The sequence below is a fragment of the Streptomyces sp. CB02261 genome, from assembly GCF_001905665.1.
Classification (GTDB): domain Bacteria; phylum Actinomycetota; class Actinomycetes; order Streptomycetales; family Streptomycetaceae; genus Streptomyces.
Genome location: NZ_LIVX01000003.1, coordinates 370516 through 394330 on the forward strand (window position 1 = coordinate 370516; position 23815 = coordinate 394330).

Here is a 23815-nt window from a genome sequence, read left to right on the forward strand (position 1 = left end):
AAGGCGGGTGGCGCGAGTGTGGCGCGCCTCACCTACCGATTGTTCGGTCGTGGAGGCATTTTGGCTACAGGCACCACCAGCCTGTGGACAAACGGTTCTCCACAGCCTGGGATAAGAGCAGGTCGTCCATCGGAGAGAGGCGGGGGCACATGGCGGATGAACAAATGGCCGTGGACCGGAGCGGCGCTCCGGGCGACAGCACGGGCAGGGACCTGGGCGACGACGCGGCCGGTGCTCTCGGCGGGGCCGATGCGGAGGTGCCCGGCGAGGTCCTGAGCGCCCCGATCGGCACGCCGACGGGCGCGCCGCCGGCCCGCCCGCTGGACGCGATCGACCGGGACATCCTGCGGTTGCTGCAGACGGACGGTCGCGCCTCGGTACGGTCCGTCGCCGAGCGGGTCCACGTCTCCCGCGCCAACGCCTACGCGCGCATCAACCGGCTCATCGACGACGGGGTCATCCGGGGCTTCAGCGCCCGCGTCAACCACGAGCGGGCCGGGCACGGCGCCTCCGCCTACATCACGCTCAAGATCGTCCAGAACTCCTGGCGCACGGTCCGCGAGCAGCTCAAGACCCTGCCGGGCGCCACGCACATCGCGCTGGTCAGCGGCGATTTCGACGTGCTGCTCCTGGTGCACACGCCGGACAACCGGACCCTGCGCGAGCTGGTGCTCACCCGGCTCCAGGCGATCCCCGAGGTGCTGTCCACACGCACCCTGCTGGTCTTCGAGGAGACGGACCTCAACACCGACCCGCGCGCCTGAGCCGACGGGAACCGGGCTCTCAGCCGGCTGTCCTCGCCCAGCCCCCGGGCCCCCAGCCCGGCCGCCCCCGCCCTTGCCCCCGGGTCCTCCCGGAGGCCCGGCCCGCCCGGGCCCTCCGCCGTCCCTCAGCGGGCCGTCCGCAGCCCGTCGAAGGCCAGGCGGGCGACGGTCTCCGCGAGCTGCTCCCGCTCCGCCGTCGCGTCCGGATGCGGCCGGTACCACTCCACCAGCGAGTTGATCATGCCGAACAGGAGCCGGGTCGCGAGCCGGATGTCCACGTCGGCCCTGAGGTCGCCCTCCTCGGCGGCGGCCTTGAGCAGGTCGGCCACCCGGTGGTCGAACTCGCGCCGCCGCTCCATGGCCCACCGCTCGGTGCCCGTGTTGCCGCGCACCCGCAGGAGCAGCGTCACGTACGGCAGCTCCGCGATCAGCACCTCGACCGTCCGCCGCGTGACGTACTCGACCCGCTCGACGGCCCGGCCGCGCCCGGCGCCCGGCTCGTCGAGGATCGCGAAGAGCCCGTCGAGCGCCCGGCTGACCGCCCGCCGCAGCAGCTCCTCCTTGCCGGACACGTGGTGGTAGATCGAGGACTTGGAGATCCCGGCCGCCTTGGACAGGTGCTCCATGGAGGTGCCGTCGTAGCCGCGCTCGTTGAAGATCCGGACGGCCACCGAGAGCAGCGTCTCGGGTGTGTAGGTGTCGCGCTTCACGGTGGTCATCGGGAGTCCTTCGCGTACTCGGCGTACCCCCGGCGTACGAGGCCGAGGCTCGGCGCGTACCGCCCCGTCGGGTACCGCTCGTGCAGCTCTCCCAGGAGGCCCGACAGCCGCTGGTGTCCCACCTTCGCGGCCCACTCCAGCGGGCCGGCCGGGTAGTTGACCCCGAGCCGCATCGCCGTGTCCACGTCCTCTGCGGTCGCGACGCCCCGGTCGACCGCGTCGGCCGCGAGGTCGGCCAGCATGGCGACCGTACGGGCCACGATCATGCCGGGCACGTCGCCGATCACGGAGACCTGCTTGCCGAGGGCCTGGAAGAGGCCCACTGCCTCGCCCAGGGTCTCGGGCGCCGTGCCCTCCCTGGTGGAGAGGACGATCCGGCTCGCGCGCGCGTAGTCCAGCGCGAGGTCGAAGTAGACGATCTCCTCACGGTGGTACTCGAAGGAGGTCTCCCCGTCCGCGAGCATGAGCTCGCCCCGGCCGGGCAGCTGGATGAACCCGGCGCCCCTCTTGCGCCGGACCTCGATCCCCGCCTCCTCGAAGAGCCCCACCAGCGGCTCCGCGGGTCCCAGGTCACCCCGGACGACGATCTTCGCCGGGGCCTTCGCCGGCGCCGCCGTGTGCGGTTCGGGCCGCTCCGCCCCGTCCGCGTACGAGAACCAGCCCTGGCCCGTCTTGCGGCCGAGCCGCCCCGACTCCACGAGCCGCCGCTGCGCGAGCGACGGCGTGAACTTCGGGTCCTGGTGGAAGGACTCCCACACCGACCGGGTGACGGCCTCGTTCACGTCCTGGCCGATCAGGTCGGTCAGCTCGAAAGGGCCCATCCGGAAGCCGCCGCAGTCACGCAGGGCCGCGTCGATCGTCGCCGGGTCGGCCACGCCCTCCTCGTAGAGCCGCAGCGCCTCCGCGTAGAAGGGGCGCGCGACCCGGTTCACGATGAAGCCGGGGGTGTCCGCGCAGCGCACCGGCGTCTTGCCCCAGCCCTTCACCGTCGCGTACGCGCGCGTGGCGACGTCCGCGTCGGTCGCGAAGCCGCTGACGACCTCGACGAGCGGGAGCAGCGGCGCCGGGTTGAAGAAGTGCAGTCCGACGAACCGGCCGGGCAGCCGCAGGCCCCCGGCGATGGCGGTGACGGAGAGGGAGGAGGTGTTGGTGGCGAGCACGGTGTCGTCGCCGACGACCTTCTCCAGGTCGGCGAAGAGCTGCTGCTTGACGGGGAGCAGCTCGACGATCGCCTCGATGACCAGGGCCGCGTCCGCGAGCTCGTCGAGCTCCTCGGCCGCGTGCAGCCGCCCGACGGCCGCCTCGCGCGCGGTGGCGTCCAGGCGGCCCTTCTCGACGAGCCGGTCCAGGCGGGCGGTGAGGGCGGCGACGGCCTCCACGGCACGGCCCCGGGCGCTGTCGTAGAGGCGTACGGGATGGCCGGCGACCAGGGCGACCTGGGCGATCCCCTGGCCCATGGTCCCCGTGCCGACGACGGCGACGGTGCGGTCATGCGCGAGGGCGGTGGGCTCGTTGGCGGTCACGTCGTCGCTCCCCCTGACGGTCACGTTGGCGCTCATAGGGGTGATCCTCCCCGATGGGTTCTCCACAGGATCGACGGACCCCCTTGTCCCGACCGATCGTTCGGTTACTCTAACTCCGTACGCGTCTCCCTGCCCAGCTCGACGAGGAGTTGGTCCATCCATGGCCACCGCTCAGCTGACCACCGACCGTCTGGCCGAGAAGCACCGGTCCACGCTCGACCAGGCGCTCGCCACCATCCGGACCCGTGCCTACTGGTCGCCGTACCCCGAGCACCCGAAGGCGTACGGGGCGGACGGCTCCCTGGACGCGGCGGCGGGCCTCGCCGCCCACCAGGCCCTGCTGAACACCCGCTTCGAGCTCGACCAGCCCGGCACGGACGGCTGGACCGGCGGCGAGACCTCGCCGTACGGCCCGTCCCTCGGCATCGAGTACCCGCACGCCGACATCGACGTCCTGCTGCCCGCGATGCGCGCGGGGACGGGCGCCTGGCGCGACGCCGGCGCCGAGACCCGCGCCCTGGTCTGCCTGGAGATCCTCGCCCGGATCTCGGCCCGCACCCATGAGTTCGCCCACGCCGTGATGCACACCAGCGGGCAGGCGTTCATGATGGCGTTCCAGGCCGGCGGCCCGCACGCGCAGGACCGTGGCCTCGAAGCCGTGGCGTACGCGTTCGCGGAGCAGACGCGCACCCCCGCGGGGCGGGCCGAGTGGTCCAAGCCCCAGGGCAAGCGCGACCCCCTGGAGCTGAGCAAGGAGTTCACCCCGGTCGGCCGCGGTGTCGCCCTGGTGATCGGCTGCAACACGTTCCCCACGTGGAACGGCTACCCGGGCCTGTTCGCCTCCCTCGCCACCGGCAACCCGGTCCTGGTCAAGCCGCACCCGCGCGCGGTCCTGCCGCTCGCGCTCACCGTCCGCGTCGCCCGTGAGGTGCTCGCCGAGGCCGGTTTCGACCCGAACCTGATCGCGCTCGCCGTCGAGCGGCCGGGCGAGGGCATCGCCAAGACCCTGGCCGTGCGCCCCGAGATCCGGATCATCGACTACACGGGCTCCACCGAGTTCGGCGACTGGCTGGAGGCCAACGCCCGCCAGGCGCAGGTCTACACCGAGAAGGCCGGCGTCAACACGGTGGTGGTCGACTCCACCGACGACTACAAGGGCATGCTCGCCAACCTGGCGTTCTCCCTGTCCCTGTACAGCGGCCAGATGTGCACCACCCCGCAGAACCTCCTGATCCCCCGCGACGGCATCGCCACCGACCAGGGCCCCAAGTCGTACGACGAGGTCGTCGCCGACCTCGCGGCGTCCGTCGACGGTCTCCTCGGCGACGACGCCCGGGCGAACGGTCTCCTCGGCGCCCTGGTCAACCCGGACGTGAAGGCGCGCCTGGAGGCCGCCTCGGGCCTGGGCGAGGTGGCGCTCGCCTCCCGTGAGGTGGCCAACCCGGAGTACCCGGACGCCGTGGTCCGTACGCCGGTCATCGTGAAGCTGGACGGCTCCAAGCCGGACGCCCAGGCCGCGTACTTCTCGGAGTGCTTCGGCCCGGTCTCCTTCGCCGTCTCGGTGGACTCCACCGACGACGCCCTGGAGCTGCTGCGGCGCACGGTCCGGGAGAAGGGCGCCATGACGGTCGGCGCCTACACGACCTCGGCGGAGACCGAGCGCGCGGTCGAGGAGGTCTGCCTGGAGGAGTCGGCCCAGCTCTCGCTGAACCTCACGGGCGGGGTGTACGTCAACCAGACCGCGGCGTTCTCCGACTTCCACGGCTCCGGCGGCAACCCGGCGGCGAACGCGGCCCTGTGCGACGGCGCCTTCGTCTCCAACCGCTTCCGGGTGGTGGAGGTCCGCCGCCAGGCCTGAGGCACGCGCGCGTGGAGGCTTCTCCGGAGGCCTCCGCGTCCGTCGGCGCGCGCCTCGCCGCCCTACCGGCGGGACGGCGCCCTACGGGCTCTCGATCTCCGCGTAGCGCTGCACCCACGCGTGCATGGCGATGGCGGCGGCGGCCCCGGCGTTGATCGAGCGGGTCGAGCCGAACTGGGCGATCGAGCAGACCATCTCGACATGGGCGCGGGCCTCCTCGGTGAGCCCCGGGCCCTCCTGTCCGAAGAGCAGCACGCAGCGGCGCGGCAGCACCGTCCGCTCCAGCGGTACGGCGCCCGGCAGGTTGTCGATGCCGATGACCGGGATGCCCTCGGCCGCCGCCCAGGAGGTCAGCGACGCGGTGTCCGGGTGGTGCCGGACGTGCTGGTAGCGGTCGGTGACCATGGCACCCCGGCGGTTCCAGCGCCGGCGGCCCACGATGTGGACCTCCTTCGCCAGGAAGGCGTTGGCCGTCCGTACCACCGAACCGATGTTGAAGTCGTGGCCCCAGTTCTCCACGGCCACGTGGAAGTCGTGGCGCCGGGTGTCCAGGTCGGCGACGACCGCCTCCCGCGTCCAGTACCGGTAGCGGTCCACGACGTTGCGCCGGTCGCCGTCGGCGAGCAGCTCGGGGTCGTACCGCTCGCCCTCGGGCCAGGGCCGCGGGTGCGGCCCGACGCCGACCTCGGAGCCGAAGCCCTCGTCGTACTGGACCGGCTCGACGGCCTCGGAGGCGCGCGCGACGGCGGTCTCGGCTGCGGGCTTCTCTTCGGTGGTGCTCACCCGACGAGGGTACGGGGACCGTGTCCCTCACCCGCACGGAGCTGCTCGGGCGGCGCCCCGGCGGGCGACCCCCGCAGCAGCCGGTCCCTGCCGCGTACGACCCACGCGCCGAGCGCCATCAGGAAGGGCGTCGGCAGGAACACGGCGTCGGCGGAGATCATCGCGAGGGAGAAGACCGGCAGCCCGAGGAGCACCGCGATCCCCGCGTGCTCCAGCATCATCGCGACCAGCAGGACGTTCTTGACCCTGCGGTGGAAGAGCGTGAAGGGGAAGGCGACCTGGATGATCACCGTGCCGTAGGTCAGCAGCATCACCATGATCCCACTGGTCCCGAGCAGCTCGGAGAGGGCCGGCCAGGGCGTGAAGTAGTCGAGGTTGAGCGGGTAGAACAGCGCGGTGCCGTCCTGCCAGCGCGAGCCCTGGACCTTGTACCACCCGGCCGTGGCGTAGATGAGACAGACCTCCGCCATGATCACGAAGAGGGCGGCGTTGTGCGCGAGGTGGGCGAGGGCGTCGAGCAGGGCGCGCGGTTCCTCCGGCGCGTACCGGCTGACCAGCCACCACAGGCCGTTCCCGAGCCACAGGACCCACAGCAGCACGGGCAGCCACCACTCGCCGGTGACGTCGCTGAACCAGGTCGTGGCGAGGAGGAAGCCGCCGAGGACCGTCCACAGCAGCGGGCCGACGCGATCGGGGCGCGGTGGCACGCCCAATTCGGCGGCGCGGGCGTCCCGGGCCGCCCGGCGGGCGTCGAGGGACCACACCTGGGCGCAGCGGGTCAGCACGAGGTAGATCGCGGCGAGGTGGAGGACGTTGTCGCCGCCGTCACCCACGAAGACGGAGCGGTTCTGCAGCGAGAGCACCCCGACCATGAAGACCACCGAGACGGCCCGGGTGCGCCAGCCGACCAGGAGGAGCACGCCGGAGAGCACGGCGAGCCCGTAGACGACCTCGAACCAGATCCGGCCGTCCGACCACATGAGCACGGTGAACGACCGGTTGTCGGCGATCAGGCGGCGGGCCATCTCCCACGACCAGGGGCCGTCGGGGCCGTACAGCTCGTGCCGGTGCGGCAGCTCGCGCAGCAGGAAGAACAGCCAGGTCAGCGAGAAGCCGATCCGCACGACGGCGGTCTGGTAGCGGCCGAGGGAGCGGCCCGTGACGGTCTGGACGGCGCGGGCGAGCCGGCGGTCGAGAGGCTCCCGGGTACGCGCGCGCGTGGAAGGGAGCGTCGGGGTCGGCGTGCTCATCGGCTCGCCTCCGTGCGGCTTCGATCGGCGTCCGTGCGGCTCCGGTCGGCGTCCGTGCGGCTCCGGTCGGCGTCCGCGCGGCTCCGGTCGGCGTCCGCGCGGCTCCGGTCGGCTCCGGCGAGGAGGTCGGCCCCGGCGGGCAGGTCGGCGGCGGTGACGGGCCACCACGGGAGGTCGCGGTAGGAGGGGGCCGTGTCGGTCTTCTCCGTGCTCCACCGGGGGGCTTCGACGGCCCGGGTGACGACCCGGAGCTGGACGCGCCGCACGTCACCGGCGACCGGCCGCCCGTCGGGGCCCGCGAGGGCGGGGAGGGCGTCGAGACGGAGCATCGCGATCCGGCGCATGTACTCCTCCGAGAGCCGGCCGCGCGAGCCGTGGGGGCGGTCGTCGTCGGAGTGCGCGTTCAGGTAGAAGTCCACGGCCCGGCGGAGCTCGTTCTGCTGGGTGTGGCTCGGCATCGGGTTGTGGCGGATCGCCTCGGCGTCCTGGGCGGTGAGGTCGATCCAGTCGGTGGTGCGCAGGGCGTCGTCGGCGGCGAGCTCGGCGCGGACCTCGACGGAGATGTTCTGCTGGAGCGGGTTGGGCGCGAAGAGCTTCCAGTTCTGTTCGAACTCCGGATAGACCCAGTCGTCGACCGCCTGGCCGTGCCGTTTGGTCAGCGTGTTGGACGGCGCCACGTGCAGGAACACCATCGCGAGGTGGACGCAGGCGAACACCCCGGCGACGGCCAGCGCCACGGCGAGCACGACCTGGTAGGGCAGGGAGAGCGCCATGATCCCGGTGGTCGCCCGGTCCGCCGCGGGAGTGGTGTCCGGGGCGCCGTCGAGGGGGTCCGCGGGGGCCGTGGGACGGTCGTCGTGCACGTCAGCCGCGTCCCTCTCGACGTCCGCGTCCATTCCGCCCCGATCCCGATCGGCCCACCCCGGTTATCCACAGGGTTGACACCATACGGGCCGTCGACTCACCATTGAAGTCATTCAACCGAACGATCGGTCGGTAGGGGGTCCGATGACCGCAGTGACGGCAGGGACGGCAGGGACCACGGGCGTGCCCGGCGTGTCGGACACGGCCGTGGCGGCGGAGCAGGCCGCTTACGAGGCCGTGTTCGACGCCGCCGTGGCCGCCGACGAGAGGATCGAGCCGCGCGACTGGATGCCCGAGGCCTACCGGGCCTCGCTCGTCCGGCAGATCGCGCAGCACGCCCACTCCGAGATCATCGGCATGCAGCCGGAGGCCAACTGGATCACCCGCGCGCCCTCGCTACGGCGCAAGGCGATCCTCATGGCCAAGGTCCAGGACGAGGCCGGCCACGGCCTGTACCTGTACAGCGCGGCCGAGACCCTCGGCACCAGCCGCGACGAGCTGCTCGACAAGCTCCACTCGGGCCGCCAGAAGTACTCCTCGATCTTCAACTACCCCACGCTGACCTGGGCCGACGTCGGCGCGATCGGCTGGCTGGTGGACGGGGCCGCGATCACCAACCAGGTCCCGCTCTGCCGCTGCTCGTACGGGCCGTACGCCCGCGCGATGGTCCGCGTCTGCAAGGAGGAGTCCTTCCACCAGCGCCAGGGGTACGAGGCCCTGCTCGCCCTCTCCCGGGGCACCGAGGCCCAGCACGCCATGGCGCAGGACGCGGTGGACCGCTGGTGGTGGCCCTCCCTGATGATGTTCGGCCCCCCGGACGACGAGTCGGCGCACTCCGCCCAGTCGATGGCCTGGAAGATCAAGCGCCACTCCAACGACGAGCTGCGGCAGCGCTTCGTCGACATCGCCGTCCCGCAGGCCGAGGCCCTCGGACTCACCCTCCCCGACCCCGACCTCCGGTGGAACGAGGAGCGCGGGCACTACGACTTCGGCCCGATCGACTGGGCCGAGTTCCGGGACGTCCTCAAGGGCAACGGCCCCTGCAACGACCAGCGGCTGAGCAAGCGGCGCCAGGCCCACGAGGACGGCGCCTGGGTCAGGGCAGCGGCCGCCGCCCACGCGGAGAAGCACAAGCACACCGGCAAGGACGGGGAGGCACAGGCATGACGAGCGACGGTTGGCCGCTGTGGGAGGTGTTCGTGCGCTCCCGCCGCGGACTGTCCCACACCCACGCGGGCAGTCTCCACGCGCCCGACGCGGAGATGGCCCTGCGCAACGCCCGCGACCTGTACACCCGCAGGAGCGAAGGCGTGTCGATCTGGGTCGTCCCCTCCACGGAGATCACCGCCTCCTCGCCCGACGAGAAGGACCCCTTCTTCGAGCCGGCCGCGGACAAGCCCTACCGCCACCCGACGTTCTACGAGATCCCGGAGGGGGTGAAGCACCTGTGAGCACCCCCGACACGCGCGAGGCCACCGCGATCACCGCAGCGGCCCTCGCCCTCGGCGACGACGCCCTCGTCCTCTCGCACCGCCTGGGGGAGTGGGCGGGCTCCGCCCCCGTCCTGGAGGAGGAGGTCGCCCTGGCGAACATCGCGCTCGACCTCCTCGGCCAGGCCCGGATCCTGCTCTCCCTCGTCGGCGACGAGGACGAACTGGCCTACCTCCGCGAGGAGCGTTCCTTCCGGAACGTCCAGCTGGTCGAACAGCCGAACGGCGACTTCGCCCACACCATCGCCCGACAGCTCTACTTCTCCACCTACCAGCACCTCCTCTACGGGCAGCTGGCGGCCGGCGACGGGCCCCTCGCCGGCCTCGCGGCCAAAGCCGTCAAGGAGGTCGCCTACCACCGGGACCACGCCGAGCAGTGGACCCTGCGGCTCGGCGACGGCACCCCCGAGAGCCACGAGCGGATGCACCAGGCCTGCGAAGCCCTCTGGCGGTACACCGGCGAGCTGTTCCAGCCCGTCGAAGGCCTCGACGTGGACCACGCGGCGATGGAGAGCGCCTGGCTGGAATCGGTGACCGACGTCCTCGGCCGAGCCACGCTCACCGTCCCCTCCGGCCCGCGCACCGGAGCCTGGCGCGCCGGAGCCGGCCGGCAGGGACTCCACACCGAGCCCTTCGGCCGGATGCTCGCCGAGATGCAGCACCTCCACCGCAGCCACCCGGGGGCGACATGGTGACCATGACCGCCCTGGAAGAGGAACTCAGCCGCGTCGCCGGCGCCGTCCTCGACCCCGAGCTGCCCGTCCTCACCCTGGCGGAGCTCGGAGTCCTGCGCGGCGTCCACGTCACCGGCCCCGGCCGCGTCGAGGTCGCCCTCACCCCGACGTACACGGGCTGCCCCGCCGTCGAGACCATGTCCTCGGACATCGAGCGCGCCCTCCACGAGCACGGAGTGCCCGAGGTCTCCGTCGTCACGGTCCTCGCCCCCGCCTGGTCCACCGACGACATCAGCGAGGAAGGACGCCGCAAGCTCGCCGAGTTCGGCGTCGCCCCACCCCGCCCCCAGGGCCCGGCCGGAGGACCCGTGCCACTGACCCTGGCGATCCGCTGCCCCCACTGCGGCTCCACCGACACCGAGCTCCTGAGCCGCTTCTCCTCGACCGCGTGCAAGGCACTGCGCCGCTGCACCGCCTGCCGCGAACCGTTCGACCACTTCAAGGAGCTGTAGATGGCGACCTCAGGCGCCGCCGGCCGGGCCGGGTTCCATCCGCTCCGGGTGAGCGAGGTCGAGCGGCTCACGGACGACTCCGTGGCCGTCACCTTCGCGGTCCCGCCCGAGCTCCACGAGGCGTACCGGCACCTCCCCGGCCAGCACCTCGCCCTCCGCCGCACCGGCGAAGGAGGAGAGGAGATCCGCCGCACCTACTCGATCAGCGCACCCGCCTCCCCGCCCGGCGAACCCCCCGTCCTGCGCGTCGGCATCCGACTCGTCGACGGCGGCTCGTTCTCGACGTACGCGCTCAAGGAACTGATGGTCGGTGACCTCGTCGAGGTCATGGAGCCCATGGGCCGCTTCTCGCTCACCCCCCGCCCCGGCCACTTCGCCGCCGTCGTCGGCGGCAGCGGCATCACCCCGGTCCTGTCGATCGCGGCCACCCTGCTCGCCCGCGAGCCGGAAGCCCGGTTCTGTCTGGTCCGGAGCGACCACACCGCCGCCTCCACGATGTTCCTCGACGAGGTCGCCGACCTGAAGGACCGCCACCCCGAGCGCTTCCAACTGGTCACCGTGCTCTCCCGGGAGGAACAGCAGGCGGGACTCCCCTCCGGCCGTCTCGACCGCGAGCGGCTCGCCCAGCTGCTCCCGGCACTGCTGCCGGTCGACTCGATCGACGGCTGGTTCCTCTGCGGTCCCTTCGGGCTGGTGCAAGGCGCCGAGCAGGCACTGCGCGGCCTCGGCGTCGACCGCGGACGGATCCACCAGGAGATCTTCCACGTCGACGACGGCTCCGCGCCCGCCACGGCCACCGTCGCCGACGCCCCCGCGCACGCGAACCTCACCGCGACCCTGCACGGCCGTTCCGGCACCTGGCCCGTGGATCGCGGCGAGACCCTCCTCGACACGGTCCTCCGCGCCCGCGCGGACGCCCCGTACGCCTGCAAGGGCGGGGTGTGCGGCACCTGCCGCGCCTTCCTCGTCGGCGGAGAGGTGCGCATGGACCGCAACTTCGCACTCGAACCGGAGGAGACCGACGCCGGATACGTCCTGGCCTGTCAGTCCCACCCGGTCACCCCCGAAGTGGAGCTGGACTTCGACCGCTGACGAACCCCGGCGCCGCTCCGGCCCCGCGCCGGACCCCGGACACCACCACCGCCACAGCCATTCCCTTCCACTAGAACCTGTTCTATCTTGACGGCCCGTCAGTAGAACAGGGGCAGCAACGGGAGGGCAGGGCAGTGGACTTCACCTTCACCGAAGAGCAGCAAGCGGCCGTCGAGGCGGCCAAGGCGGTCTTCTCGGGCGTCACCCCCGACGCGGTACCGAGCCCCGCCCTCACCCCCGGAGCCGTCTCCGAGGACCTGGACCGACCACTCTGGGCCCGCCTCGCCACCGCCGACCTGCTCGGCCTGACGGTGTCCCCGCGGCACGGCGGCGCCGGGCTCGACCCCGTCGCCCTCTGCCTCGTCCTGCGCGAGTCGGCACGCGTCCTCGCCCGCGTCCCCCTCCTGGAGACCAGCGCCGTCGCCACGACCGTCGAGCGATACGCCCCCGAGGCCACCGCCGCCGAACTGCTCCCCCGCGTCTGCCGCGGCGAACTCGTCCTCACCGCCGCCTCCCAGGGACGCACCGGCCACGACCCCGCCGAACGCGCCGTCACCGCCCGCCGCGACGGCACCACCTGGATCCTCGACGGCCTCCAGACCGCCGTCCCCTGGGCCCACGGCGCCGACCTCATCGCCGTCCCCGCGCACACCGCCGACGGACACACCGTGCTCGCCCTGCTACCCCGCACCCACGCCGGCCTCGACCTCGGCGCCCAGTACTCCACCCACGGCGAACTCCTCGCCGAACTGCGCCTCGACTCCGTACGCCTCGACGACACCCACGTCATCACCGCCGAAGGAGCCTGGGAACAGCTCCGCGCGACCCTCACCACCGGCACCTGCGCGCTCGCCCTCGGTCTCGGCGAAGCCGTGCTCACCATGACGAGCCAGTACACCGGGAAACGGGAGCAGTTCGGCCACCCCGTGGCCACGTTCCAGGCCGTCGCCGTCCAGGCCGCCGACCGCTACATCGACCTGCGCGCCATGGAAGCCACCCTCTGGCAGGCCGCCTGGCGCCTCTCCAGCACGTCCCCGGGAGCGCTGCCCGCCGACGGGGACGTCGCCGTCGCGAAGATCTGGGCCTCCGAAGGGGTACGGCGCGTGGTGCAGACCGCTCAGCACCTGCACGGCGGCTTCGGCGCGGACACCGACTACCCCCTGCACCGCTACCACGCCTGGGCCAAGCACCTGGAACTGTCCCTCGGCCCCGCCGCGGCCCACGAGGAGGCCCTGGGCGACCTGCTGGCCGCCCACCCCCTCGGCTAAGCGGCCGCAGCCCATCGGACGAGCGTCAGAGGACGAAGGCCGGGCTGCCGTTCCCCGTCACCATCGGACGCCCGGCACCGTCCCAGGCGAGCATCCCGCCGTCGACGTTCACCGCGTCGAAGCCCTGCTGCACCAGATACTGCGTGACCTGCGCCGACCGGCCACCGACCCGGCACATCACATACGCGCGCCCACGCTCGGCCACGGCCTCCGTCACCTCACCGAAGCGAGCCACGAAGTCACTCATCGGCACGTGCAGCGCACCCTCGACGTGACCGGCCGCCCACTCGTCGTCCTCCCTGACGTCCAGCACCAGGGCATCCGCCGGCACGGAAGCCGCGTCCACCGAGGGCAACGGGGAGAAATTCATGGGACCGGCCTTCTCTCGTCAGTACCGCCCGAAGGGACTCGGGCGCACGGAAAAACCTACTGCACCAGCTCGGACAGCTCGGTCTCCCGCTCGGAGACCTGTGCGAGCAGCTGCTCCGCGATCTCCTCCAGGAGCCGGTCCGGGTCGTCGGGCGCCATCCGCAGCATCGCGCCGATCGCGCTCTCCTCCAGCTCGCGCGCCAGCGCCGACAGCATGTCCTTGCGCTGCGCCAGCCACTCCAGACGCGCGTACAGCTCCTCGCTCTCGCTGAGCCGCTCCTCGGCCGGTACGGGACCGGCCTCCCACTCCGCGGAGAGCTCACGGAGGAGGGCCTCGTCGCCGCGGGCGTAGGCGGCGTTCACCCGCGTGATGAACTCCTCGCGCCGCTTCCGCTCGTCCTCCTCGCGGGCCAGGTCGGGGTGGGCCTTACGAGCCAGCTCCCGGTAGAGCCTGCGGATCTCCTCGCTCGGGCGGACCCGCTTCGGCGGCTGCACCGGTCGGTCGGTGAGCATGGCCTCGGCCTCGGGGGAGAGGCCGTCGGAGTCGATCCAGTCGTGGAACAGCTCGTCCACCCCGGGCATCGGCATGACCGCGGCCCGCGCCTCCTGCGCCTTCCGCAGGTCCTCCGGGTCGCCGGTGCGCGCCGCCCGTGCCTCCGCGATCCGGGCGTCGAGCTCATCGAGCCGCGCGTACATCGGGCCGAGCTTCTGGTGGTGCAGCCGCGAGAAGTTGTCCACCTCGACCCGGAAGGTCTCGACGGCGATCTCGAACTCGATCAGGGCCTGCTCGGCCACCCGCACGGCCCGCTCGAGCCGCGCCTCGGGCCGCTCGTCCCCGGGCCCCTCGTTGACACCCTGGTCCACGCTCACGTCCACGCCCGCCCAGTCCTCGTTCCGCCTCGTCCCCCCAGCCTACGGGCCTCGGGGGGGCCTCCCCCCTCCCTCCCCTTCCCCCTCTCCTGCCCCCGCCCCGGCGCCCCTCGCTCTCGCGACGCGCGTCAGACGCCCAGTTCCGCCGCTATGCGGCCCGCGCGGACGGCCGAGAGCAGGTCGGCGTGGTCGGCGGTGGTGCGGTCCGCGTACGAGACGGCGAAGGAGGCGACGGCCTCGTCGAACTCCTCGTTCTTGCCGCAGTACCCGGCTATCAGACGCGGGTCGGCGCTGTGGGCGTGGGCGCGGGCGAGCAGCGCCCCGGTCATCCGGCCGTAGTCGTCGACCTGCTCGACGGTGAGCGCGGCGGGGTCGACGCTGCCCTTACGGTTGCGGAACTGGCGCACCTGGAAGGGGCGCCCTTCGACCGTGGTCCAGCCGAGCAGGCTGTCGCTGACGACCTGCATCCGCTTCTGTCCGAGCACCACCCGGCGCCCCTCGTGGCCGGGCTCCGGCACGGTGAAGCCCGCGGTCGGCAGGTGCGGCAGCAGCGCGGACGGCCGGGCCTCCTTCACCTGGAGCACCAGCGCCTCGCCCCGGTGGTCGAGGAGCAGGACGACATAGGAGCGGGTGCCGACGCTGCCGGTGCCGACCACCCGGAAGGCCACGTCGTGGACGGCGTACCGGGCGAGCAGCGGCAGCCGGTCCTCGGACACCGTCTCCAGGTACGGGCCGAGGGAGACGGCGACCGCGGCGGCCTCGGCGTCCGGGACCCTGCGCAGCACCGGGGCGGCGTCCACGAACCTGCGACCGCCACCGTCCACGTCGCTCACGGTCTCGGTCGACCGGGCGGCGAACCGGGCGCTCGTGTTGTTGCGGGCCTTGGCGGAGACCCGCTCCAGGGTGCCGAGGAGATCGCGGGCGTCGGTGTGGGAGACGAGCTCCTCGTCGGCAATCGCGTTCCAGGCGTCGAGCGCGGAGAGCCGGGAGAGGAGGCGCATGGTGCGCCGGTACGCGCCGACGGTGTCGAAGGCGGCGGCCCGGCACATCTCCTCGCTCGCGCCCACCTCTCGGCCCGCGAGGACCAGGGATGTGGCGAGCCGCTTGAGGTCCCACTCCCAGGGGCCGACGATGGTCTCGTCGAAGTCGTTGAGGTCCATGACGAGCCGGCCGCGGGCGTCGCCGTACAGACCGAAGTTGGCGGCGTGGGCGTCACCGCACAGCTGGGCGGCTATCCCGGTGACGGGGGTGCCGGCGAGGTCGTGGGCCATCAGCCCGGCGGATCCGCGGAGGAAGGCGAAGGGGCTCGCGGCCATCCTGCCGATCCTTATCGGCGTGAGCTCGGGGACGCGGTCGCGGCTCGACTCCTCGACGGCCCGGACCGCGTCCGGCCGGTCGTCGGCGAGCGCCGGCTGACGGTGCGCGGAGCGCGGGACCACGTCCCTGAGTTTCTTGCCCTGCTCCTTGTGGAGGGTCTTGCCGCCGAGGGCGGCGCGCCGCGCGAACCCAGGTACGTCCGGAACGCGCCCGCCATCCGGCTGCGGGTCCGAATCGCGCTGTTCCTGTACTCCGGCCTGGATCTCGTCCATGGCACGCTCCCCCGATGCGAAGGTCCAACATCATCCGAGGCTGACGGTACCGCCGTACCCGAGCGGGCGTCTTCCCCTGTGGACAACGCTTGCGCGCACCCTGTGGACAAGCCGTGTGGGCAGGGCGCCCGCGGCGGACGGGCCCGGCGGCGGCCTCAGACCGCCACCGCCTCCTCCATCTCCTCCTCGGCCGTCGCCCGCTCGGCCGTCGCCTCGGCGGCCCTCTCCTTCTCCGCCGCCCCTTCCCCAGCCCTGGTCTCGACGTCAGAGCCCTGCCCCCGCCCGGCCGCGCGGTGACGCCGCGCCTCCGTGACCGCGGCGGTGGCGACGAGGACGGCTCCGGCGAGGAACCAGAGGGCGAGGACGAGGACGTGTCCGCCGAGCGCGTGCCCGTCGAAGTACACGTGGCCGCGGACGCCCTCGACGAAGCCGGCGCCGTTCCAGAAGGCGTGCAGCGCGCCGAAGAAGCCGGGCTGGAGTTCGGGCCGGTAGATGCCGCCGGAGCTGGTGAAGTTGAGCATCACGAAGAGCACCATCACGCCGAGCGTGGTCCAGCGGCGCAGGAACGTGTGGAGGCCGACGCCGACGAGCAGGATGCCCGCCGCGTACAGCCAGGAGAGCGCCCACACCCCGCCGAGCCCTTGGTCGACCAGGTGGAAGACCGGTCCGGCGAAGAGCGTCCCGATGAGGCTGACGACGAGGGACATCCCCGCGGCGAGGAGGACCCGGACGCGCATGGGCAGGACGGCGCCGGCTCCGCCGATGACCGCGACCGAGGCGTACGCCCCGATGCTGAGGGCGACGAGCAGGAAGAAGACGCCCTGCCCGGTGGGGTCGCCGGGGGCGACGGGCGCCACGTCGGTGACCTTGAGCGGGGCGTCCTGCCTGGCGGCGACCTTGGTGAACACCTTCTCGACGGCCATGGCGGTGGTGTCGGAGGAGGCCGAGGCGACGAGCAGCTCGGGCTTCTCGCCGGGGAGGTAGGCGCCGAAGCTGTCCTGCTCGCGCAGGGCGGTGACGGCGGTGTCCCGGTCGGCGACGGTACGGACGTCGAGGGCACCGGCGCCCTTGTCCTGCAGGGTCTGGGCGAGGATCTGGGCGGTCGGCCCCGAGCCGACGACGTCGACGCGCAGGTCGTGGGGTGCGGGTGCGTGGAAGGCGCCGAGGTAGGCGAGTCCCATGCCGACGCACATCAGCAGCGGGGTGAGCAGATGTCCGAGGACGTGCCGCAACGCCCCCGTGGTGTTCGGTCCTGCGGACACCGAGACCTCCATGGTTGGCTTTTACAACTAAAGAACCGTTGTACTATACAACTGGAAGGCGATGGTGGGCGAACGAAGCCCGCCGCATGACGAGGGAGCCCCCATGACCAGCGCCCCAGTGCCCCCACGCGAGGCATCCCTGGACGTCATCCAGCGGGAGCTGACGGCCTTCGCCCGTCGGGCCAGCGCCGCCGCCGCCCGGGTCCACCCCGAGCTCCCGCTCGTCTCGTACACGCTCCTCGCCCACATCGAGGAACGGAGCGGCTGCCGCGCGACCGATCTCGCGGCCCACTACCTGCTGGACAAGTCGACGGTCAGCCGCCAGATCGCGGGCCTGGAGAAGCTCGGCTTCGTCGAGCGCCGCCCCGCGCCGGAGGACCACCGCGTGCACGTCCTGCATCCCACCGAGGCGGGCACCAAGGTGCTGGCCTCGGCCCGGACGAGCCGGCGCGCGGCCTACCAGGAGCGCCTCGAGGACTGGCAGGCCGAGGACCTCGCCCGCTTCGCCACCTACCTGCTCCGCTACAACGCCGCCGGCCCCAGCGGCCTCCCGACCGACCTCCCCGACAGCCCACCCCGCTGACCCGGACCCCCGCCCCCGGAAACCCGACCCGGGCCCAGGCCCTACACCCCCCGGACCCCGACCCCGGGCCCCCAGGGGCCTACAAGCCCGCCCCCCAGCCCCTACAACCCCGCGTCCCGGGCCAGCAGCGCCGCCTGGACCCGGTTCTCGCAGTCCAGTTTGGCGAGGATCCGGCTCACGTACGTCTTCACCGTGGCCTCGCTCATGTGCAGCCGCCTCCCCGCGTCCGCGTTGGAGAGACCCTCCCCGAGCAGCGACAGCACGTCCCGCTCCTTCTCGCTCAGCCCGGCGACCCGCCCCCGCGCCTGCTCCGCGCGGACCGCCTCCCGGCCGGTGGCGAGCCGCTCCACCACATGACGGGTCGCCGTCGGCGACAGATACGCGTCGCCCGCCGCGGCCGCCCGAACGGCCCGGATCAGCTCGGCGGGCGCGGTGTCCTTGAGCAGGAACCCGGCTCCGCCGTGCTCGAGCGCCCGGAGGACGTTCTCCCGCTCGCCGAAGGTCGTCAGGACGATCACCCGGGCCCTCGGCGCCGCCCGGCGCAGCTCCGGCAGGGCCGAGAGGCCGTCGAGCACCGGCATCTGGATGTCGAGGAGCACCACGTCGGCGGCGTGCGTGCGGGCCGCCTCGACGGCCGCCCGACCGTCGGCGGCCTCGCCCACGACCTCGATCTCCGGGTCCGAGGTGAGGATCATGCGGATCCCGGCCCGGATCAGAGGCTCGTCATCGGCGATCACGACCCGGATCGACTGCCCTGCCACTGCTGTTCCCCCACGCCTTCGGTACGGGCGGACAGCGCTACCGCGCCTCGACCTCGTACGACTTCTTCTCGATCAGCTTGCCGTCCTTGAAACAGAACCGGAAGACGGGCTCCGTCTCGAAGGTCTCACTCATCTCCGAGGACATCAGCACCAGACAGTCGGCGCCCTCCGGTCTGGCGGGCCCCTTGCCGCTGAGACCCGCGGTGGCGATCGTGTCGCCCGAAGGGAGCTGGTCACGGACCTCCTTCTCGGACGTCCCCACCTTCACCGCGTCGTACTGCGCGGGTTCGATCATGCCCTCCTTCAGCGACCCCATCAGGAAGTAGAGGCCGAATCCCGCCGCCACCAGTAGCAGTACGAGCGCCGCGAACGCGATCCCGCAGCCCAGTGCGATCGAACCGCCCGTGCTTCTGCCCCTGCCCCCACGCATCGCCATCGCGAGCTCCCGCTCCGTGAACGTCCAGTCGGCCGGTCCGACCGCGACCGGACGACCATCGCCCACCAGCGGCTTCGTGGTCTGCTGCCGGAAGTCGTCGGCCACATCGACCAAAGGCGCCGGCTCCGCGACGGGCGCCGCCCCGTACGGCAGCATCCCGGCCACCCGGAACCCCCCGCCGTCGGCCGGACCCGCGTGGCACATGCCGCCCACCAGACGGGCCCGCTCGGCCAGTCCGTCCAGTCCCTGCCCGCCGCTGACCACGTCCTTCGAGGGCCCGTCCGTCGGACGCTCGTTGAGGACCTCCACCACGAAGGTGTCGGGCTCGTAGCGCAGTTCGACGCCGATCGGCGCGCCCGGAGCGTACTTGTAGGCGTTGGTCAGCGCCTCCTGCACGATCCGGTACGCGGCGTGGTCGGCGGCCGGTGCCAGCGTCCGCTCGTCCCCCGACCGTCTCAGCCCCACCGAGGTGCCGGACGCCCGCGCCGCCTCCACGAGCCCCTCGATGCCCGCGATGCCCCGCGCGGCCCTCCCCGTCTCGTCCCCGGCCCGCCCGGGTGCCAGGGGTGTCCCGTCGACGGCCTCGACGCCGTCGCGGAGTATCCCGACGACCTCCCGCAGCTCGTGCATGGCGGTCACCGACGCGTTCCGCAGGACCCCGACCACCTCGCGCTGCCGCTCGCTCAGCTCCCGGTCCACCTCCAGGGCGCCCGTGTGCACGGCGATGAGGGCCAGTTGGTGCCCGAGACTGTCGTGCATGTCCTGGGCGATGCGCTGCCGCTCCCGCAGCCGCGCCTGCCAGGCCACCATCGTGCGCTCCCGCAGCAGCTGCGCGTTGCGCTCCTGGAGCGCGTGCAGGAGGGTCCTTCGCTGCGTCCAGTAGCGGTGGGCGAGGCCCGGGGCCAGGGTGGTGCCCAGGTAGTAGAGGGTCGCCGTGAGGGCGATGGCGAGCAGCCGCTGGCGGTCCCAGGGCCCGACGAGGCTCCCCCCGACGTTCAGGACGAAGGCGGCGATGTACGCGGCGAGCGCCTGCCCGGCGCCCGCGATGTACCGCCCGGACGACCAGCCGACGACGAGCAGCAGGGGCCCGAAGCCGGGCACGAAGGGCGTCAGCCCGGCGGTCAGGACGAGCACGCTCGCCGGAAGTCTGCGCCGCACCAACGACAGCACGGCGGAACCGGCGGCCACCGCGGCCAGCCTCCAGCCCTCACCGCCCAGCAGGTCCTCGGTGCCGGCGCCGAGCAGCGCGACGACGGCGGCGAGCGCCAGCTCGCCGGTGGTCCTGCGCCCCGACCACTGCCCCGGTACCGCGAACCAGGCCCACCCGGCGGCGAGCAGGGCCCCCGGCCCGTACGAACTCCGGGCCCCCGACTTCGACATATCGTCCACGCTCGCACCGTAGGCCGGGGCCCGGTCGCCGGGCGTCTCTCTTTCGTCTCGTCCGCCGACGACCAAAGTCGCGGCCGGCCGCCCCGCCCTCACGTGGGAAGGCTCACACGGACGCCGGACAACGCGGAAGCCCCGTAGGTCGATGACCTACGGGGCTTCCGTCTGGTGCGCGAGGGGGGAGTTGAACCCCCACGCCCTTTCGGGCACTGGAACCTGAATCCAGCGCGTCTGCCTATTCCGCCACCCGCGCATTGGGTGTGCTCCGGGCTCTCTCACTTTTCGGTGCGAGCGCCTGGCGACATCAGAAGATTAGCACGTCGCAGACCGTGGATTCACATCCGTTGTTTCGGCTCCGCTCGGGGAGACCAAGGTGAGGAAGGGACAGGAGCACGGAAGCGGGGAGGAGGTGAGAGGGGAGCAGAGGGGTAGGAGAGGGGAAGGAGAGGGAGGAAGGGGACGGACCGCCCCCGGACCCCGGACCGAGCCCCCCTTCGCACAGCCGGGTGCGGGACACTGTCCACAGGCCGCCTCTACGATCCGTGGGGAAAGCTTGTGAGAGGTGACACTCGTCCACAGGGCAGAGAAGGGGAACCAGCCGATTTCCCGACGCGTGGATACGATCAGTAAGCAGTACCAGGACGACAACGACGGAGGAGGTGCCCCATGGGAGTCCTGAAGCGTTTCGAGCAGCGTCTCGAAGGTCTGGTCAACGGCACCTTCGCCAAGGTCTTCAAGTCCGAGGTCCAGCCGGTCGAGATCGCCGGCGCGCTCCAGCGCGAGTGCGACAACAACGCGCAGATCTGGAACCGCGAGCGGACCGTCGTCCCCAACGACTTCATCGTGGAGCTGAGCGCCCCGGACTACGAGCGCCTCAGCCCCTACTCGGGTCAGCTCGGCGACGAGCTCGCCGGCCTGGTCAGGGACTACGCGAAGCAGCAGCGGTACACCTTCATGGGCCCGATCAAGGTCCACCTGGAGAAGGCCGAGGACCTCGACACCGGCCTGTACCGCGTCCGCAGCCGCACGCTGGCGTCGAGTACGTCACAGTCGCAGGCGCCCGCGGGCGGACAGCCCCACCATCAGCAGAGCCCGGCCCAGGGCGGCCGCGGCGGCTACGGGTACCCCCCGGCCGGCGCCCCGCCCATGCCCGCCGCTCCGCCTCCGGGCGCCCCCGGCCAGCGGCCGGGCGCCGCCGCGGGACGCCCCGCGGCCGGACCCGGTGCCATGCCGGGCCCCGGCACCCACGGCGGAGCGGGCACCCCGCGCCGCTGGATCGAGATCAACGGCACCCGCCATCAGATCTCCCGCCCGACCCTGGTCCTCGGCCGCAGCACCGACGCGGACGTGAGGATCGACGATCCCGGCGTCTCCCGCCGGCACTGCGAGATCCGGACCGGAACGCCCTCGACGATCCAGGATCTGGGATCCACCAACGGCATCGTGGTGGACGGGCAGCACACCACCCGCGCTACGCTCCGCGACGGCTCGCGGATCGTCGTGGGCAGCACCACCATCGTTTACCGGCAAGCCGAAGGGTGAAGCGGGGGCAATGTCAGAGCTGACCCTTACGGTCATGCGGTTGGGTTTCCTGGCCGTTCTGTGGCTGTTCGTCATCGTGGCCGTCCAGGTCATCCGTAGCGACCTCTTCGGTACGCGGGTGACCCAGCGCGGTTCACGGCGCCAGGAGGCGCGACCTCAGCAGCAGCAGGCGCGGCAGGCCGCCGCGCCACCGCAGCAGCGCGGCCAGCAGAGCGCGGGCGGTGGGCGGCAGCGCCGTGGCGCCCCGACCAAGCTGGTCGTCTCCGAGGGCACCCTCACCGGCACGACCGTCGCCCTCCAGGGCCAGACGATCACGCTGGGCCGGGCGCACGATTCGACGATCGTGCTGGACGACGACTACGCGTCCAGCCGGCACGCCAGGATCTACCCGGACCGGGACGGCCAGTGGATCGTCGAGGATCTCGGGTCCACGAACGGCACGTATCTCGACCGGACCCGCCTCACCACCGCCACACCGATTCCGCTGGGCGCGCCGATCCGCATCGGCAAGACCGTCATCGAGCTGCGGAAGTAGTGCGACATCATGAATAGGCGCGAGCGGAGCGAGCACGTCGGGACGGTCCCCGCCACAGGCCGTGCCGCGCTCCCGACCGGAGCGAGCGAGGCGACCGGCGTGACCGGAGCGACCGGAGGGTGGGCAGTGTGGGTCGAGACCGGCTGTACCCCGATGCAGCGGCGACAGGGCAGGTGCGCATGACTCTGTCCCTGCGATTCGCCGCGGGCTCGCACAAGGGCATGATCCGCGAGGGCAACGAGGACTCGGGCTACGCCGGTCCCCGGCTGCTCGCCATCGCCGACGGCATGGGCGGCCAGGCCGCCGGCGAGGTCGCCTCCTCGGAGGTGATCTCCACCCTCGTCACGCTCGACGACGACGTCCCTGGCTCCGACATCCTCACCTCGCTCGGTACGGCGGTGCAGCGCGCCAACGACCAGCTCCGGATGATGGTCGAGGAGGACCCGCAGCTGGAGGGCATGGGCACCACGCTCACCGCCCTCCTGTGGACCGGCCAGCGGCTCGGTCTCGTGCACGTCGGTGACTCGCGTGCCTACCTGCTCCGCGACGGCGTCCTCACCCAGATCACCCAGGACCACACCTGGGTCCAGCGCCTCGTCGACGAGGGCCGGATCACCGAGGAAGAGGCCACCACGCACCCGCAGCGTTCGCTGCTGATGCGCGCGCTCGGCAGCGGTGACCACGTCGAGCCCGATCTCTCCATCCGTGAGGTCCGGGCCGGCGACCGCTACCTGATCTGCTCCGACGGCCTGTCCGGCGTGGTCTCGCACCAGACGCTCGAGGACACCCTCGCCAGCTACCAGGGTCCGCAGGAGACCGTGCAGGAGCTGATCCAGCTCGCGCTGCGCGGCGGCGGCCCCGACAACATCACGGTGATCGTCGCCGACGTCCTCGACGTCGACGGCGGCGACACCCTCGCCGGTCACCTCAGCGACACCCCGGTCATCGTGGGCGCGGTCGCGGAGAACCAGGCCCAGCTGAACGACGGCGGGGCGATGCAGACCCCGGCCGGCCGGGCCTCCGGTCTCGGTCGCGCGGCCTCGCACCAGCAGCCGCCCGCCGGCGGTTTCGGTCCGCCCGGCAGCGGCGACGGCCAGGGCTACGGCGGCATGCCGCCGCAGGGCTCGTTCGAGTCGTACACGGAAGACGACTTCGTGAAGCCGCGCACCGGCCGGAAGTGGCTCAAGCGTTCGTTCCTGCTCGTCCTCGCCCTTGCGGTCGTCGGCGGCGGGCTCTACGGCGGCTGGCGCTGGACGCAGACGCAGTACTTCGTCGGTTCCAAGGACCAGCACGTGGCGCTGTACCAGGGCATCAGCCAGGACCTGGCGTGGGTGTCACTGTCGAAGGTCGAGAAGGACCACCCCGAGATCGAACTCAAGTACCTCCCCGCCTACCAGCGGAAGCAGGTCGAGGACACGATCGCGGGCGGCAGCCTCGGCAAGGCCCGGACGAAGATCGCCGAGCTGGCGGCGCAGGCCTCGGCCTGCAAGAAGTCCGAGCAGCGCCGCGAGGCCGCCGAGAAGGCGGCCGACCAGGCGAGCAAGCCGCCGACCGAGAAGCCCGGCGACACCGCCACACCTGACCCCAAGCCCACCACAGCCGCTCCGTCCCCGGGTCCCACCCTCACCGCGGAGGAGCAGAAGCTGGCCTCGAACTGCGGCAAGCAGTAAGCACCCGTAGGGGGC

23 protein-coding genes and 1 tRNA gene are annotated in these 23815 nt (G+C 72.4%); 12 read left to right on the top strand and 12 right to left on the bottom strand.

The annotated features are described in order from the left end of the window. Positions 1-149 precede the first annotated feature (149 nt). Complete coding sequence (locus AMK29_RS11850) at positions 150-764, top strand: Lrp/AsnC family transcriptional regulator (RefSeq protein WP_241845296.1); 615 nt, start codon at positions 150-152, stop codon at positions 762-764. A gap of 125 nt (positions 765-889) precedes the next feature. On the opposite strand, the gene AMK29_RS11855 is transcribed toward AMK29_RS11850, so the two are convergent. Continuing rightward, the gene (locus tag AMK29_RS11855; protein WP_073811539.1) at positions 890-1483 is read right to left on the bottom strand and encodes a TetR/AcrR family transcriptional regulator; all 594 of its coding nucleotides are present in this window, start codon (positions 1481-1483) and stop codon (positions 890-892) included. Continuing rightward, positions 1480-3042, bottom strand: a complete 1563-nt coding sequence (locus AMK29_RS11860; RefSeq protein WP_073811541.1) for a 3-hydroxyacyl-CoA dehydrogenase — start codon at positions 3040-3042, stop codon at positions 1480-1482. Before AMK29_RS11860 ends, AMK29_RS11855 begins: the two co-directional genes overlap by 4 nt. Before the next feature lie 124 nt (positions 3043-3166). Here AMK29_RS11860 and paaN point away from each other — a divergent pair, with 124 nt between their 5' ends. Next, on the top strand, positions 3167-4864 hold the full coding sequence (gene paaN / locus AMK29_RS11865) for a phenylacetic acid degradation protein PaaN (RefSeq protein WP_073811543.1): 1698 nt from the start codon (positions 3167-3169) through the stop codon (positions 4862-4864). 81 nt (positions 4865-4945) lie between these two features. Here paaN and AMK29_RS11870 read toward each other — a convergent pair whose 3' ends face one another. From AMK29_RS11870 to AMK29_RS11880, 3 genes are read right to left on the bottom strand one after another with little or no spacing between them, the layout of a single operon-like run. Next, the gene (locus AMK29_RS11870; RefSeq protein WP_073811546.1) at positions 4946-5647 is read right to left on the bottom strand and encodes a TrmH family RNA methyltransferase; all 702 of its coding nucleotides are present in this window, start codon (positions 5645-5647) and stop codon (positions 4946-4948) included. Then, positions 5644-6897, bottom strand: a complete 1254-nt coding sequence (locus AMK29_RS11875; RefSeq protein ID WP_073811548.1) for an HTTM domain-containing protein — start codon at positions 6895-6897, stop codon at positions 5644-5646. The genes AMK29_RS11870 and AMK29_RS11875 overlap by 4 nt, the downstream gene beginning before the upstream one ends. Next, complete coding sequence (locus tag AMK29_RS11880; RefSeq protein ID WP_241845298.1) at positions 6894-7793, bottom strand: DUF5819 family protein; 900 nt, start codon at positions 7791-7793, stop codon at positions 6894-6896. The genes AMK29_RS11875 and AMK29_RS11880 overlap by 4 nt, the downstream gene beginning before the upstream one ends. A 112-nt stretch (positions 7794-7905) precedes the next feature. Here AMK29_RS11880 and paaA point away from each other — a divergent pair, with 112 nt between their 5' ends. From paaA to AMK29_RS11910, 6 genes are all read left to right on the top strand, one after another. After that, positions 7906-8928 carry a 1,2-phenylacetyl-CoA epoxidase subunit PaaA gene (gene paaA, locus AMK29_RS11885; RefSeq protein ID WP_073811550.1) on the top strand — a complete coding sequence of 341 codons (1023 nt, stop codon included), beginning with the start codon at positions 7906-7908 and terminating at the stop codon, positions 8926-8928. After that, entirely contained in the window at positions 8925-9212 is a 288-nt protein-coding gene (paaB, locus tag AMK29_RS11890) for a 1,2-phenylacetyl-CoA epoxidase subunit PaaB (protein ID WP_015034815.1), read from the top strand. Before paaA ends, paaB begins: the two co-directional genes overlap by 4 nt. Continuing rightward, complete coding sequence (gene paaC / locus AMK29_RS11895) at positions 9209-9946, top strand: 1,2-phenylacetyl-CoA epoxidase subunit PaaC (RefSeq protein ID WP_073811552.1); 738 nt, start codon at positions 9209-9211, stop codon at positions 9944-9946. The genes paaB and paaC overlap by 4 nt, the downstream gene beginning before the upstream one ends. Then, the gene (paaD, locus tag AMK29_RS11900; protein WP_073811555.1) at positions 9940-10437 is read left to right on the top strand and encodes a 1,2-phenylacetyl-CoA epoxidase subunit PaaD; all 498 of its coding nucleotides are present in this window, start codon (positions 9940-9942) and stop codon (positions 10435-10437) included. The genes paaC and paaD overlap by 7 nt, the downstream gene beginning before the upstream one ends. Next, positions 10438-11529, top strand: coding sequence for a 2Fe-2S iron-sulfur cluster-binding protein (locus AMK29_RS11905; protein ID WP_073811558.1), 1092 nt, complete (start codon positions 10438-10440; stop codon positions 11527-11529). Positions 11530-11663: 134 nt separating this feature from the next. Next, positions 11664-12797 carry an acyl-CoA dehydrogenase family protein gene (locus AMK29_RS11910; RefSeq protein ID WP_073811562.1) on the top strand — a complete coding sequence of 378 codons (1134 nt, stop codon included), beginning with the start codon at positions 11664-11666 and terminating at the stop codon, positions 12795-12797. Between the two features lie 25 nt (positions 12798-12822). Here the strand turns inward: AMK29_RS11910 and AMK29_RS11915 are convergent, their stop codons facing one another. From AMK29_RS11915 to AMK29_RS11930, 4 genes are all read right to left on the bottom strand, one after another. Further along, positions 12823-13167, bottom strand: a complete 345-nt coding sequence (locus tag AMK29_RS11915; protein WP_073811565.1) for a rhodanese-like domain-containing protein — start codon at positions 13165-13167, stop codon at positions 12823-12825. Between the two features lie 56 nt (positions 13168-13223). Continuing rightward, positions 13224-14042: a hypothetical protein gene (locus AMK29_RS11920; RefSeq protein WP_073811568.1), complete on the bottom strand. Its 819-nt coding sequence runs from the start codon at positions 14040-14042 to the stop codon at positions 13224-13226. 122 nt (positions 14043-14164) lie between these two features. Then, on the bottom strand, positions 14165-15625 hold the full coding sequence (locus AMK29_RS11925) for a DUF2252 domain-containing protein (protein ID WP_073811570.1): 1461 nt from the start codon (positions 15623-15625) through the stop codon (positions 14165-14167). Positions 15626-15780: 155 nt separating this feature from the next. Then, positions 15781-16887, bottom strand: coding sequence for a hypothetical protein (locus AMK29_RS11930; protein WP_073811572.1), 1107 nt, complete (start codon positions 16885-16887; stop codon positions 15781-15783). Between the two features lie 103 nt (positions 16888-16990). Here AMK29_RS11930 and AMK29_RS11935 point away from each other — a divergent pair, with 103 nt between their 5' ends. Next, positions 16991-17470 carry a MarR family winged helix-turn-helix transcriptional regulator gene (locus AMK29_RS11935; protein WP_073811575.1) on the top strand — a complete coding sequence of 160 codons (480 nt, stop codon included), beginning with the start codon at positions 16991-16993 and terminating at the stop codon, positions 17468-17470. 101 nt (positions 17471-17571) lie between these two features. On the opposite strand, the gene AMK29_RS11940 is transcribed toward AMK29_RS11935, so the two are convergent. The 3 genes from AMK29_RS11940 to AMK29_RS11950 form a co-directional block, all read right to left on the bottom strand. Further along, a complete protein-coding gene (locus AMK29_RS11940) occupies positions 17572-18231 on the bottom strand; it encodes a response regulator (RefSeq protein WP_073811577.1) in 660 nt (219 codons plus the stop codon). 37 nt (positions 18232-18268) lie between these two features. Further along, positions 18269-20047, bottom strand: a complete 1779-nt coding sequence (locus AMK29_RS11945; protein ID WP_073811580.1) for a sensor histidine kinase — start codon at positions 20045-20047, stop codon at positions 18269-18271. A 172-nt stretch (positions 20048-20219) separates the two neighbouring features. Beyond that, positions 20220-20306 (bottom strand) — tRNA-Leu (locus tag AMK29_RS11950). Between the two features lie 413 nt (positions 20307-20719). On the opposite strand from AMK29_RS11950, the gene AMK29_RS11955 reads away from it, so the two are divergent. The 3 genes from AMK29_RS11955 to AMK29_RS11965 all read left to right on the top strand — a co-directional run bounded on the left by AMK29_RS11955 (position 20720) and on the right by AMK29_RS11965 (position 23800). Then, the gene (locus tag AMK29_RS11955; protein WP_073811583.1) at positions 20720-21595 is read left to right on the top strand and encodes an FhaA domain-containing protein; all 876 of its coding nucleotides are present in this window, start codon (positions 20720-20722) and stop codon (positions 21593-21595) included. Positions 21596-21605: 10 nt separating this feature from the next. Next, on the top strand, positions 21606-22130 hold the full coding sequence (locus AMK29_RS11960; protein ID WP_030549817.1) for an FHA domain-containing protein FhaB/FipA: 525 nt from the start codon (positions 21606-21608) through the stop codon (positions 22128-22130). Between the two features lie 179 nt (positions 22131-22309). After that, positions 22310-23800, top strand: a complete 1491-nt coding sequence (locus AMK29_RS11965) for a Stp1/IreP family PP2C-type Ser/Thr phosphatase (RefSeq protein ID WP_073811586.1) — start codon at positions 22310-22312, stop codon at positions 23798-23800. Positions 23801-23815 lie beyond the last annotated feature (15 nt).